7 protein-coding genes and 2 rRNA genes are annotated in these 14,365 nt (G+C 56.8%); 5 read left to right on the top strand and 4 right to left on the bottom strand.

Annotated elements, in window-relative coordinates; translation table 11 throughout:
• Positions 1-8: 8 nt before the first annotated feature.
• From LOY52_RS03495 to LOY52_RS03480, 4 genes are all read right to left on the bottom strand, one after another.
• Positions 9-2,900 (bottom strand): 23S ribosomal RNA (locus LOY52_RS03495).
• A 277-nt stretch (positions 2,901-3,177) separates the two neighbouring features.
• Positions 3,178-4,714: ribosomal RNA gene (locus LOY52_RS03490) — 16S ribosomal RNA — on the bottom strand.
• The 16S and 23S rRNA genes sit together here, the layout of an rRNA operon.
• Positions 4,715-5,345: 631 nt before the next feature.
• Entirely contained in the window at positions 5,346-6,839 is a 1,494-nt protein-coding gene (locus LOY52_RS03485) for a CoA-acylating methylmalonate-semialdehyde dehydrogenase (RefSeq protein ID WP_027613649.1), read from the bottom strand.
• Between the two features lie 76 nt (positions 6,840-6,915).
• Complete coding sequence (locus LOY52_RS03480; protein WP_258678197.1) at positions 6,916-8,265, bottom strand: aspartate aminotransferase family protein; 1,350 nt, start codon at positions 8,263-8,265, stop codon at positions 6,916-6,918.
• A gap of 138 nt (positions 8,266-8,403) precedes the next feature.
• On the opposite strand from LOY52_RS03480, the gene LOY52_RS03475 reads away from it, so the two are divergent.
• The 5 genes from LOY52_RS03475 (at position 8,404) to LOY52_RS03455 (ending at position 14,358) form a co-directional block, all read left to right on the top strand.
• Positions 8,404-9,324, top strand: a complete 921-nt coding sequence (locus tag LOY52_RS03475) for a LysR family transcriptional regulator (protein ID WP_258678196.1) — start codon at positions 8,404-8,406, stop codon at positions 9,322-9,324.
• Positions 9,325-9,488: 164 nt separating this feature from the next.
• Positions 9,489-10,877 (top strand): uracil-xanthine permease family protein, encoded by a 1,389-nt coding sequence (locus LOY52_RS03470; RefSeq protein ID WP_258678195.1) that lies wholly within the window; start codon positions 9,489-9,491, stop codon positions 10,875-10,877.
• Between the two features lie 87 nt (positions 10,878-10,964).
• Positions 10,965-11,615, top strand: coding sequence for a TetR/AcrR family transcriptional regulator (locus LOY52_RS03465; RefSeq protein ID WP_258678194.1), 651 nt, complete (start codon positions 10,965-10,967; stop codon positions 11,613-11,615).
• Positions 11,616-11,622: 7 nt separating this feature from the next.
• Entirely contained in the window at positions 11,623-12,207 is a 585-nt protein-coding gene (locus LOY52_RS03460) for a YigZ family protein (protein WP_258678193.1), read from the top strand.
• 603 nt (positions 12,208-12,810) lie between these two features.
• Entirely contained in the window at positions 12,811-14,358 is a 1,548-nt protein-coding gene (locus LOY52_RS03455) for an ABC transporter ATP-binding protein (protein ID WP_258678192.1), read from the top strand.
• Positions 14,359-14,365: the final 7 nt, after the last annotated feature.

The raw sequence follows: 14,365 nt of genomic DNA, 5'->3' as shown, positions 1-14,365 counted from the left end.
GGTGTTATATGGTCAAGCCTCACGGGCAATTAGTATTGGTTAGCTCAACGCCTCACAGCGCTTACACACCCAACCTATCAACGTCGTAGTCTTCGACGGCCCTTCAGGGAACTCAAGGTTCCAGTGAGATCTCATCTTGAGGCAAGTTTCCCGCTTAGATGCTTTCAGCGGTTATCTTTCCCGAACATAGCTACCCGGCAATGCCACTGGCGTGACAACCGGAACACCAGAGGTTCGTCCACTCCGGTCCTCTCGTACTAGGAGCAGCCCCTCTCAAATCTCAAACGTCCACGGCAGATAGGGACCGAACTGTCTCACGACGTTCTAAACCCAGCTCGCGTACCACTTTAAATGGCGAACAGCCATACCCTTGGGACCGGCTTCAGCCCCAGGATGTGATGAGCCGACATCGAGGTGCCAAACACCGCCGTCGATATGAACTCTTGGGCGGTATCAGCCTGTTATCCCCGGAGTACCTTTTATCCGTTGAGCGATGGCCCTTCCATACAGAACCACCGGATCACTAAGACCTACTTTCGTACCTGCTCGACGTGTCTGTCTCGCAGTCAAGCGCGCTTTTGCCTTTATACTCTACGACCGATTTCCGACCGGTCTGAGCGCACCTTCGTACTCCTCCGTTACTCTTTAGGAGGAGACCGCCCCAGTCAAACTACCCACCATACACTGTCCTCGATCCGGATAACGGACCTGAGTTAGAACCTCAAAGTTGCCAGGGTGGTATTTCAAGGATGGCTCCACGCGAACTGGCGTCCACGCTTCAAAGCCTCCCACCTATCCTACACAAGCAAATTCAAAGTCCAGTGCAAAGCTATAGTAAAGGTTCACGGGGTCTTTCCGTCTAGCCGCGGATACACTGCATCTTCACAGCGATTTCAATTTCACTGAGTCTCGGGTGGAGACAGCGCCGCCATCGTTACGCCATTCGTGCAGGTCGGAACTTACCCGACAAGGAATTTCGCTACCTTAGGACCGTTATAGTTACGGCCGCCGTTTACCGGGGCTTCGATCAAGAGCTTCGCGTTAGCTAACCCCATCAATTAACCTTCCGGCACCGGGCAGGCGTCACACCCTATACGTCCACTTTCGTGTTTGCAGAGTGCTGTGTTTTTAATAAACAGTCGCAGCGGCCTGGTATCTTCGACCGGCATGAGCTTACGGAGCAAGTCCTTCACCCTCACCGGCGCACCTTCTCCCGAAGTTACGGTGCCATTTTGCCTAGTTCCTTCACCCGAGTTCTCTCAAGCGCCTTGGTATTCTCTACCCAACCACCTGTGTCGGTTTGGGGTACGGTTCCTGGTTATCTGAAGCTTAGAAGCTTTTCTTGGAAGCATGGCATCAACCACTTCGTCACCCAAAGGGTAACTCGTCATCAGCTCTCGGCCTTAAGATCCCGGATTTACCTAAGATCTCAGCCTACCACCTTAAACTTGGACAACCAACGCCAAGCTGGCCTAGCCTTCTCCGTCCCTCCATCGCAATAACCAGAAGTACAGGAATATTAACCTGTTTTCCATCGACTACGCTTTTCAGCCTCGCCTTAGGGACCGACTAACCCTGCGTCGATTAACGTTGCGCAGGAAACCTTGGTCTTTCGGCGTGGGTGTTTTTCACACCCATTGTCGTTACTCATGTCAGCATTCGCACTTCTGATACCTCCAGCAAGCTTCTCAACTCACCTTCACAGGCTTACAGAACGCTCCTCTACCGCATCACTTGCGTGATACCCGTAGCTTCGGTGTATGGTTTGAGCCCCGTTACATCTTCCGCGCAGGCCGACTCGACTAGTGAGCTATTACGCTTTCTTTAAAGGGTGGCTGCTTCTAAGCCAACCTCCTAGCTGTCTAAGCCTTCCCACATCGTTTCCCACTTAACCATAACTTTGGGACCTTAGCTGACGGTCTGGGTTGTTTCCCTTTTCACGACGGACGTTAGCACCCGCCGTGTGTCTCCCATGCTCGGCACTTGTAGGTATTCGGAGTTTGCATCGGTTTGGTAAGTCGGGATGACCCCCTAGCCGAAACAGTGCTCTACCCCCTACAGTGATACATGAGGCGCTACCTAAATAGCTTTCGAGGAGAACCAGCTATCTCCGAGCTTGATTAGCCTTTCACTCCGATCCACAGGTCATCCGCTAACTTTTCAACGGTAGTCGGTTCGGTCCTCCAGTCAGTGTTACCTAACCTTCAACCTGCCCATGGATAGATCGCCCGGTTTCGGGTCTATTCCCAGCGACTAGACGCCCTATTAAGACTCGCTTTCGCTACGCCTCCCCTATTCGGTTAAGCTCGCCACTGAAAATAAGTCGCTGACCCATTATACAAAAGGTACGCAGTCACCCAACAAAGTGGGCTCCCACTGCTTGTACGCATACGGTTTCAGGATCTATTTCACTCCCCTCTCCGGGGTTCTTTTCGCCTTTCCCTCACGGTACTAGTTCACTATCGGTCAGTCAGTAGTATTTAGCCTTGGAGGATGGTCCCCCCATATTCAGACAAAGTTTCTCGTGCTCCGTCCTACTCGATTTCATGACTAAGAGACTTTCGCGTACAGGGCTATCACCCACTATGGCCGCACTTTCCAGAGCGTTCCGCTAATCTCAAAGCCACTTAAGGGCTAGTCCCCGTTCGCTCGCCACTACTAAGGGAATCTCGGTTGATTTCTTTTCCTCAGGGTACTTAGATGTTTCAGTTCCCCTGGTTCGCCTCTTGCACCTATGTATTCAGTACAAGATAACCATCTTGTGATGGCTGGGTTCCCCCATTCAGACATCTCCGGATCAAAGTCTGTTTGCCGACTCCCCGAAGCTTTTCGCAGGCTACCACGTCTTTCATCGCCTCTGACTGCCAAGGCATCCACCGTATGCGCTTCTTCACTTGACCATATAACCCCAAGCAATCTGGTTATACTATGAAGACGACATTCGCCGAAAATTCGCAAAACTCTTAAGAGTCACTCACAAATTTTACCTTAGCCTGATCCGTTACCAGTGAAAGTAACGTTCAGTCTATCTTTCTATCACATACCCAAATTTTTAAAGAACGATTCTGAAAAAGATCAGAGCTAATTATTCGATTCGAATATTTAGCTCTGCACTTTTACAAACGCATGAATCAAGCAATTCGTGTGGGAACTTATGGAGCAGCTGATGTCGTCGATTAAGGAGGTGATCCAGCCGCAGGTTCCCCTACGGCTACCTTGTTACGACTTCACCCCAGTCATGAATCACACCGTGGTAACCGTCCTCCCGAAGGTTAGACTAGCTACTTCTGGTGCAACCCACTCCCATGGTGTGACGGGCGGTGTGTACAAGGCCCGGGAACGTATTCACCGCGACATTCTGATTCGCGATTACTAGCGATTCCGACTTCACGCAGTCGAGTTGCAGACTGCGATCCGGACTACGATCGGTTTTGTGGGATTAGCTCCACCTCGCGGCTTGGCAACCCTCTGTACCGACCATTGTAGCACGTGTGTAGCCCAGGCCGTAAGGGCCATGATGACTTGACGTCATCCCCACCTTCCTCCGGTTTGTCACCGGCAGTCTCCTTAGAGTGCCCACCATTACGTGCTGGTAACTAAGGACAAGGGTTGCGCTCGTTACGGGACTTAACCCAACATCTCACGACACGAGCTGACGACAGCCATGCAGCACCTGTCTCAATGTTCCCGAAGGCACCAATCCATCTCTGGAAAGTTCATTGGATGTCAAGGCCTGGTAAGGTTCTTCGCGTTGCTTCGAATTAAACCACATGCTCCACCGCTTGTGCGGGCCCCCGTCAATTCATTTGAGTTTTAACCTTGCGGCCGTACTCCCCAGGCGGTCAACTTAATGCGTTAGCTGCGCCACTAAGAGCTCAAGGCTCCCAACGGCTAGTTGACATCGTTTACGGCGTGGACTACCAGGGTATCTAATCCTGTTTGCTCCCCACGCTTTCGCACCTCAGTGTCAGTATCAGTCCAGGTGGTCGCCTTCGCCACTGGTGTTCCTTCCTATATCTACGCATTTCACCGCTACACAGGAAATTCCACCACCCTCTACCATACTCTAGCTTGCCAGTTTTGGATGCAGTTCCCAGGTTGAGCCCGGGGATTTCACATCCAACTTAACAAACCACCTACGCGCGCTTTACGCCCAGTAATTCCGATTAACGCTTGCACCCTCTGTATTACCGCGGCTGCTGGCACAGAGTTAGCCGGTGCTTATTCTGTCGGTAACGTCAAAATTGCAGAGTATTAATCTACAACCCTTCCTCCCAACTTAAAGTGCTTTACAATCCGAAGACCTTCTTCACACACGCGGCATGGCTGGATCAGGCTTTCGCCCATTGTCCAATATTCCCCACTGCTGCCTCCCGTAGGAGTCTGGACCGTGTCTCAGTTCCAGTGTGACTGATCATCCTCTCAGACCAGTTACGGATCGTCGCCTTGGTGAGCCATTACCTCACCAACTAGCTAATCCGACCTAGGCTCATCTGATAGCGCAAGGCCCGAAGGTCCCCTGCTTTCTCCCGTAGGACGTATGCGGTATTAGCGTTCCTTTCGAAACGTTGTCCCCCACTACCAGGCAGATTCCTAGGCATTACTCACCCGTCCGCCGCTGAATTCAGGAGCAAGCTCCCTTCATCCGCTCGACTTGCATGTGTTAGGCCTGCCGCCAGCGTTCAATCTGAGCCATGATCAAACTCTTCAGTTCAAACATCTTTGGGTTTTTAAGAAACCCTAAACTTGGCTCAGCAATCGTTGGTTACATCTTTGATTTCTCGCGGAGTAACTTGTGATGCTGATAATCTTGTTGACTATCAGTCTGACTCCACAAGCACCCACACGAATTGCTTGATTCAGTTGTTAAAGAGCGGTTGGTTAAGATCTTTCGTCTCAACCGAGGCGCGCATTCTACAGCAGCCTCATTTGCTGTCAAGTGATTATTTTCAGAAGTTTTCGAAGATTTCTTCAACAACTTCAACCACTTGCGCTTCCGATCTCTCGTTAGCGGGAGGCGAATTCTACAGCGTTACACGCTGCTGTCAACACCTCTTTTTCTCCGCTTTCGACCGAGAAGATCGAACCGTCAAAAGAGCCAAACATCACCGCTCTTTCAACTCCTTCCAGGCTTCGATGAACTGAAGCAAGTCGCTGTCGAAAACCGCATAACTCATTGAATCTCAAGGAGTTTTCCGTTTCAACTGCGCCGGAAGTGGGGCGAATTATAGACTTCCAGAATCTGCCGTCAACACCTATTTTCATAATTCTGTCATATCGGTCAAAAAAACCCCGAAAACACGAAGGCCGACCTCTAGAGGTCGGCCTTCGTCATGCCCTTCTACTTACAAGCTAGGGAAAGCGAATTGCGAAGCTTCATGGCTCGCACGCTGCGGCCAGCGTTGGGTAATGGCTTTGCGACGGGTATAAAAGCGCACACCATCCGGGCCATAGGCATGCAGGTCGCCGAACAGCGAGCGCTTCCAGCCGCCGAAGCTGTGGTAAGCCACCGGAACCGGCAGCGGTACGTTGACGCCGACCATGCCGACTTCGATCTCGTCGCAGAACAGACGCGCCGCTTCACCGTCACGAGTGAAGATGCAGGTGCCGTTGCCGTATTCGTGATCGTTGATCAGCTTCATCGCCTCTTCCAGGCTATTGACGCGAACCACGCACAACACCGGCCCGAAGATCTCTTCCTTATAGATGCGCATTTCAGGGGTGACGTTGTCGAACAGACAGCCGCCGAGGAAGAAGCCCTCTTCGTTACCCGGAATGCTCAAGCCGCGACCGTCGACCACCAAGGTCGCGCCCGCTGCCACGCCGTCATCGACATAGCCGCTGACCTTGTCCCGCGCCTGACCGGTTACCAGTGGCCCCATGTCCAGACCACACGAAGTGCCGGCACCGATTTTCAGCGCCTTGATCTGCGGAACCAGTTTCGCCACCAGCGCATCCGCTACCTGATCGCCGACACACACCGCGACCGAAATGGCCATGCAGCGCTCACCGCAAGAACCGTAGGCTGCGCCCATCAGCGCGCTGACCGCGTTGTCCAGATCCGCGTCCGGCATCAGCACCGCATGGTTCTTCGCGCCGCCCAGTGCCTGAACGCGTTTACCGCGCTTGGTGCCTTCGGCGTAGATGTATTCGGCAATTGGCGTCGAGCCAACGAAGCTCAGTGCTTTGACTTCCGGCGCTTCGATCAGCGCGTCCACTGCAGTCTTGTCGCCATGCACCACGCTCAACACGCCTTTCGGCAGACCGGCTTCGATCAGCAGTTGAGCGATCAGCAGCGTCGAGCTTGGGTCACGCTCGGACGGTTTGAGAATGAAGCAGTTACCGCAGACGATCGCCAGTGGGTACATCCACAGTGGCACCATCGCCGGAAAGTTGAACGGCGTGATGCCGGCAACCACACCCAGTGGCTGGAAGTCCGACCAGGCGTCGATGTTCGGGCCGACGTTGCGGCTGTACTCGCCCTTGAGAATTTCCGGGGCGGCGCAGGCGAACTCGACGTTCTCGATACCGCGCTTCAGTTCACCGGCGGCGTCTTCGAGGGTCTTGCCGTGTTCTTCGCTGATCAATTGCGAGATGCGTGCTTCGTTCTGCTCCAGCAGTTGCTTGAAACGGAACATCACTTGAGCACGTTTGGCCGGAGGGGTGTTGCGCCATGCCGGGAACGCAGCCTTGGCAGCGTCGATCGCGTGTTGAATGGTTTCGCGGGTGGCCAGCGGCAGCTTGTGGATCGCCTGACCGGTGGACGGGTTGAACACATCAACCGCGCGACCGTTCTCGGTCACCAGTTCGCCATTGATCAAATGCGGGATAACACTCATCGAAAACTCCTGAATTCTTGTGTACAGACGCCCGCACGGGGCGCCTGTTATTCGCAGGTATATATAGAGGGAAAAATCAGTCGAGCTTGTTCAGCACTTCGCCAACCGCGTCGAACAGACGATCGAGGTCTTGCGGCTTGCTGTTGAAGGTTGGGCCGAACTGCAGGGTGTCGCCGCCGAAGCGCACGTAGAACCCGGCTTTCCACAGGGCCATGCCGGCTTCGAACGGACGCACGATGGCGTCGCCGTCACGGGCCGCGATCTGGATCGCACCGGCCAGGCCGTAGTTACGAATATCGATGACGTTCTTCGAACCTTTCAGGCCATGCAGGGCATTTTCGAAATGCGGCGCGACTTCGGCCACGCTCTGCACCAGGTTTTCCTTTTGCAGCAGATCGAGTGCCGCCAGGCCAGCGGCGCACGCCACCGGGTGGGCCGAGTAGGTGTAGCCGTGGGGGAATTCCACCGCGTATTCCGGAGTCGGCTGATTCATGAAGGTCTGGTAGATCTCGGAGCTGGCAATCACCGCACCCATCGGGATCGCGCCGTTGGTGACTTGCTTGGCGATGCACATCAGGTCCGGGGTCACGCCAAAGCTCTCGGCGCCGAACATCGACCCGGTGCGACCGAAACCGGTAATCACTTCGTCGAACACCAGCAGGATGTTGTGCTGATCGCAGATCTCGCGCAGACGCTTCAGGTAACCCTGAGGCGGAACCAGTACGCCAGCGGAACCGGCCATCGGTTCAACGAAGACTGCCGCGATGTTCGAAGCGTCGTGCAGTTCGATCAACTTCAGCAGCTCATCGGCCAGGGCGATACCGCCCTGCTCCGGCATGCCACGGGAGAATGCGTTGCTGGCCAGCAGCGTGTGCGGCAGGTGATCGACATCCATCATCGCCTGACCGAACAGCTTACGGTTGCCATTGACGCCGCCGAGGCTGGTGCCGGCGATGTTCACACCGTGGTAGCCACGGGCACGGCCGATCATTTTGGTCTTGGTTGACTGACCTTTCAGACGCCAGTAGGCACGAACCATCTTCACCGCAGTGTCGGCGCACTCGGAGCCCGAGTCGGTGAAGAACACGTGATTCAGGTTGCCCGGGGTCAGGTCAGTGATTTTCTCGGCGAGCTGGAACGACAACGGGTGGCCGTACTGGAAGCCTGGCGAATAATCGAGGGTGCCCAGTTGTTTGGATACCGCGTCCTGAATTTCTTTACGGGTGTGCCCGGCGCCGCAGGTCCACAGACCGGACAGCGAATCGTAGATCTTGCGGCCCTTGTCATCGAACAGCCAGCTGCCTTCGGCACCGACGATCAGACGCGGATCGCGCTGGAAGTTGCGGTTGGCGGTGTACGGCATCCAGTGCGCGTCCAGCTTCAGTTGGCTGGCCAGTGGCGACGGCGCGTTTTCAGGCATGTTCATCGGGCAAAACCTCGCAGGGCATAAGCATCAGGGAGATAAAAAGCGTTGTTGCAGCTAAATTGCCACGCGGATAAAGTCGGTGAAATCCAACTTTTCTAACCTTCAGTTAGAAGTCTGCTAAACAATGAGAACAACAACATGAGCAGCCGTCGCCCCGATCCGCTGGCCCAGGTCAGTGACTTTGATATTCGCCTGCTGCGGATCTTCCGCAGCGTGGTGGAGTGCGGCGGCTTTTCTGCGGCGGAAACCGTGCTCGGCGTCGGGCGCTCGGCAATCAGCCAGCAGATGAGCGATCTCGAACAGCGCCTCGGCCTGCGATTGTGCCAACGCGGTCGCGCCGGGTTCTCGTTGACCGAAGAGGGCCGTGAGGTTTACCAATCGGCGCTGCAACTATTAAGTGCGCTGGAAAGTTTCCGCACCGAGGTCAATGGCCTGCACCAACACCTGCGTGGCGAGTTGATCATCGGCCTGACCGACAACCTCGTCACCCTGCCCCACATGCGCATTACCCATGCTCTTGCCCAGTTGAAGGAACGCGGGCCGGACGTGCAGATCCAGATCCGCATGATCGCGCCCAATGAAGTCGAACAAGGCGTGCTCGACGGTCGCCTGCATGTCGGCGTGGTGCCGCAGGCCAGCGCACTGTCGGGGCTGGAATATCAACCGTTGTACAGCGAGCGCTCGCTGCTTTATTGCGCGGTGGGTCATCCGCTGTTTTATGTCGATGACAAGCAACTGGATGACGAGCGCCTGAACAGCCAGGACGCGATTGCCCCGACCTTTCGTTTGCCGGCAGAGATTCAGGCGCACTACCAGGCGCTCAATTGCACCGCCAGCGCTTCCGACCGTGAGGGCATGGCGTTCTTGATTTTGACCGGGCGTTATATCGGTTATCTGCCGGATCATTACGCCAGTTTGTGGGTGCAGCAAGGGCGCTTGCGTGCGCTGAAATCGACGACGCGTTTTTATGATTTGAGTCTCGCATCGGTCACGCGCAAGGGGCGGCGCCCTCATTTGGTGCTGGAGAGCTTTCTGGAGAGCCTGGCGGCGACGCGTTGAAAATATAAATCCAGGATCAATCGCTACGGCCTCGAACAGCTAGATCAAAGGATCGCAGCCTTCGGCAGCTCCTACATTGGAAGGTTTACAAGCAGAAAGCTGAGCAAGTGGACAGGTTTTTGCAGTGAAGGGTGAACTCGATCCCTGAACAAGAAGCCAAACCCATGCAGCCAGAATCTGAACCCTCCAGCGAACTGATCTACGGCCTCGACGACCGCCCCAAACCACCGGCCGCGATCCTCGCCGCTCTGCAACACGTGCTCGCCAGTTTCGTTGGCATCATCACCCCGCCGCTGGTGATCGGCTCGACCCTCGGCCTGACCGCACACTTGCCGTACCTGATCAGCATGGCGCTGATGGTTTCCGGGATCGGCACCTTTATTCAGGCGCGACGGCCGTTCGGCATCGGCGCCGGGATGATCTGTTTGCAGGGCACCAGTTTCGCCTTTCTCGGCGCGGTGCTGTCGGCCGGGTTTCTGGTCAAGCAGCGTGGCGGCAGCCCGGAAGACATTCTGGCGATGATCTTCGGCGTATGTTTTTTCGGTGCCGTGGTGCAGATAGTCCTCAGCCGTTTCATCGGTCAGTTGCGCCGGGTCGTCACGCCGCTGGTGACCGGGATCGTCATTACTTTGATCGGCGTCAGTCTGATCAAGGTCGGCATCACCGATCTGGGCGGTGGATTCAATGCCCCGGACTTCGGCGCGCCGGGCAATCTCGCGCTAGGTGTGTTCGTGTTGCTGACGATCATCCTGCTCAATCGCTCGAACACGCCGTGGGTGCGCCTGTCGGCAATCATTATCGGACTGCTGCTCGGCAGTCTGGCCGCGTGGTTTAGCGGGAAACTGGTTCCGCAGGCATTGCCTGACTTGCCGCTGGTCAGTCTTCCTGCACCCTTCAAGTTCGGATTCAGCTTCGACTGGACGGCTTTCCTGCCGGTCGCGCTGATTTATCTGATCAGCACCATCGAAACCGTCGGCGACCTCACGGCCAATTGCATGCTCGCCCGCCAGCCAATCAGCGGCCTTTCCTATATAAGTCGTTTGCGCGGTGGCGTACTCGGTGACGGCGTCAGCTGCATGATCGCCGCCACCTTCAGCGCCTTCCCCAACACCACGTTTGCGCAGAATAACGGCGTGATCCAGTTGACCGGCGTGGCCAGCCGCTATGTCGGGCTGTACATCGGCGCGATCCTGTTTTGTCTCGGTCTGTTTCCAATGATCGGTGCGGTACTGCAACAGATCCCCAAACCGGTTCTTGGCGGCGCTACGCTGGTGATGTTCGGCAGCGTGGCGGCGGCCGGGGTGCGGATCCTCGCGCAGTCGCCGCTGGACCGACGCAGCATGCTGATCATCGCCACCTCGCTCGGCGTCGGTCTGGGCATCGCCGCGCAACCGAACCTGCTGCACCTGCTGCCGAAACTGGTGCAAAACCTGTTCGATTCGGCGATCACCAGCGGCGGCCTGACCGCGATCATCCTGTGCCTGTTGCTGCAAGAGGCGAAAACCACCAGCCTCGAATCCGCCCCAGCGCTGAACAAGATCGAACAGGCGTAACGGTTTTATTGCATCAGGACTTGTCGGATGCCTGTGGGTGCGTTATCAACGCAGCTGGTTGCACCCACAGACAAACCGGACGTGCCTATGACCTTTGAAGTCCCAGCCCATGGCGGCAAACCCGCCAGCCGCATTCGTCAGAAGAACGAAGAGACCATCCTCAAAGCCGCCGAAGACGAGTTCGCCCGTCACGGTTTCAAAGGCACCAGCATGAACACCATTGCGCAGAATGCCGGGTTGCCCAAAGCGAACCTGCATTACTACTTCACCAACAAGTTGGGGTTGTACGTCGCGGTGCTGAGCAACATCATCGAACTGTGGGACAGCACCTTCAACACCCTGACGGCCGAGGACGATCCGGCCGAAGCACTGACCCGCTACATTCGCGCCAAGATGGAATTCTCCCGCCGCCAACCGCAAGCCTCGCGGATCTTTGCGATGGAAGTGATCAGTGGCGGCGAATGCCTGACCGAGTATTTCAACCAGGATTACCGCGCCTGGTTCCAGGGCCGCGCGGCAGTGTTCCAGGCCTGGATCGATGCCGGCAAGATGGATCCGGTGGATCCGGTGCACCTGATCTTCCTGCTGTGGGGCAGCACCCAGCATTACGCCGACTTCGCCACGCAGATCGGCCGCGTCAGCGGTCGCAACAAGCTGACCAAGCAGGACATGGAAGACGCCGGCAACAACCTGATCCGCATCATTCTCAAAGGCTGCGGCCTCACCCCGACTATTTAAGACGTTTATGCCTTTCACCCTCAGCGGTTTTTGCGAGTACCGCGAAGAGATTCGCAAAAGCCGCTTCATCACCGTCGCCGCGCCGATCGCCAGCCCCGCCGACGCGCAGGCGTTCTTCGAACAACACAGCGACTTGAATGCCTCGCACAACTGCTGGGCGTGGAAACTCGGTGCGCAATACCGCAGCAACGATGATGGCGAACCCGGCGGCACCGCCGGACGACCGATTTTGGCGGCCATCGAAGCGCAGGATTGCGATCAGGTCGCGGTGCTGGTGATCCGCTGGTATGGCGGCATTCAATTGGGTACCGGCGGTTTGGCCCGAGCCTATGGCGGCGGCGCGAACAAGTGCCTGCAAGCGGCGGCGAAAGTCGAGTTGATCAGCCGTGTGCCGCTCAGTTGTGCCTGCGGCTTTGCCGAGTTGGCGTTGGTGAAGCTGCGGGTAGCGGACCTGGGTGGGTTGGTCGTCGAAGAAAACTTCACCGCCAATGGTGTTGAATTGCGGTTGGCGCTGGGTGAGGCGCAGATCGATTTGCTGCAAACGCAGTTAGCGGATTTGAGTCGTGGGCGGATTGTGCTGCAGCGTCAGTAGAGCAAAAGATCGCAGCCTTTGGCAGCTCCTACACAGGACTTTGCGTTTCCCTGTAGGAGCTGCCGAAGGCTGCGATCTTTTAGGGCATCGACGAATTCCGTTATTCCAACAACTTGCCCACATCTGCTGTGCACCCGACTGTGGATAACCTGAGTACATTCCGCTGTAACCCTTCTGTCACGTGGCTTTGCGCGATTTGTTCACTTTTCGTCCACTCCACCTGAAAAAAGATTAATCCCACGTAAAAACAAATAGTTAGCGCTGTTTATCACCATTGGGAGATAGCACTGCAGCGCTTATGCCAAGGATTTCCAATTGCGCACAAATACTGTGGAGCAACCTGTGGATAACCCGTTCATGGCTGGCGCAGTCGCAGGTTCTGTATAGCTTCGACCCGGTTGCTCGTTTTTTAACCAGTTCGTCACAGTGCAAAAATGGAGCCGGATCAACAGCTTTGCGCTGAATTGGTGCCCGCTCCCCCTGCGATTTTCATCGCGAAGCTCTGTCGCCGGCGCGCGGCAACAGTGACGGCGGGCGTTCCTGACTCAATGGCCAGGAAATTGCTTTATCCACAGGCACAACTCCAAGCCAGTCGAGCCTGTCATGCCAAGCCCAGATTCAACGCCGCGCCTGCAACTGCGCCAGATCAGCAAACGCTACCCCGGTTGTCTGGCCAATGACGCCATCGACCTGAGCATCGCGCCGGGAGAAATCCACGCACTGCTGGGTGAGAACGGCGCGGGCAAAAGTACCTTGATGAAGATCATCTACGGCGTGACCCAGGCCGATTCCGGCGAAATGCTCTGGCAGGGGCAACGGGTGAATATCCGCAACCCGGCGCAGGCCCGGCAGTTGGGGATCGGCATGGTGTTCCAGCATTTCTCGCTGTTCGAAACCCTCAGCGTGGCGCAGAACATTGCCCTGGCGATGGGCGCTAGGGCCGGCACGCCGAAACAGCTTGAGCCGAAAATTCGTGAAGTGTCGCGCCGCTATGGCATGGCGCTGGAGCCGGAGCGACTTGTCCACAGCCTGTCGATCGGCGAACAGCAACGGGTGGAGATCATTCGCTGCCTGATGCAGGACATCCGCCTGCTGATCCTCGACGAACCGACGTCGGTGCTGACGCCGCAAGAGGCCGACGAATTGTTCATCACACTGCGCCGTCTCGCCGCCGAGGGCTGCAGCATTCTGTTTATCAGCCACAAGCTCGCGGAAGTGCGCGCGCTGTGCCATAGCGCCACGGTCTTGCGCGGCGGGCGGGTCGCCGGGCATTGCCGGCCGGCCGAATGCTCGGATCAGCAATTGGCGCAGATGATGGTTGGCGAAGCTGCGGCACTGATCGGCGAATACCCTAAGGTCAGTGGCGGCGCGGACTTTCTACAGCTCAACGGCTTGAGCTGGCACAACCCGGATCCCTTCGGCTGCTCGTTGAGCGACATCAACCTGCAAGTGCGCAGCGGCGAAATCGTCGGAATCGCCGGGGTCGCGGGCAATGGCCAGGATGAGTTGCTCGCCCTGCTCAGCGGTGAACAAACCCTGCCCCGCGAGGGCGCGACAACGATTCGTTTCGCCGGGCAAGCGGTCGCCGATTTGCGCCCGGATGCGCGGCGCCAACTGGGTCTGGCGTTTGTCCCGGCAGAACGCCTGGGCCACGGTGCGGTGCCGGAACTGAGCCTTGCCGACAACGCCTTGCTCACGGCCTTTCAACAGGGGCTGGTGAGCAATGGTTTGATCGAGCGCAGCAAAGTCGAAGCCCTTGCCCAACAGATCATTCAGCGCTTCGGGGTGAAAACCCCGGGCACTCACGCGGCCGCGCGCAGCCTGTCCGGCGGCAATTTGCAGAAATTCATTCTCGGCCGGGAAATCCTCCAGCAACCGAAACTGCTCGTCGCGGCGCACCCGACCTGGGGCGTCGACGTTGGCGCAGCGGCGACCATTCACCGCGCGCTGATTGCCCTGCGCGATGCCGGTGCCGCGATCCTGGTGATCTCCGAAGACCTCGACGAACTGTTCCAGATCAGCGACCGCCTCGGCGCCCTGTGCGCGGGGCGTCTGTCGCCGCTGCAGAACACCACCGACACCCTGCTGAGCGATGTCGGTGGCTGGATGGCCGGGCACATCAACCACCCGCATTCATCGGCCACGGCCTGACGGAGTT

Source organism: Pseudomonas sp. B21-051 (assembly GCF_024748795.1).
GTDB lineage: Bacteria > Pseudomonadota > Gammaproteobacteria > Pseudomonadales > Pseudomonadaceae > Aquipseudomonas > Aquipseudomonas putida_A.
Note: the sequence above shows the minus strand (reverse complement) of the source record. Positions and strands in the feature narration are given on the sequence as shown.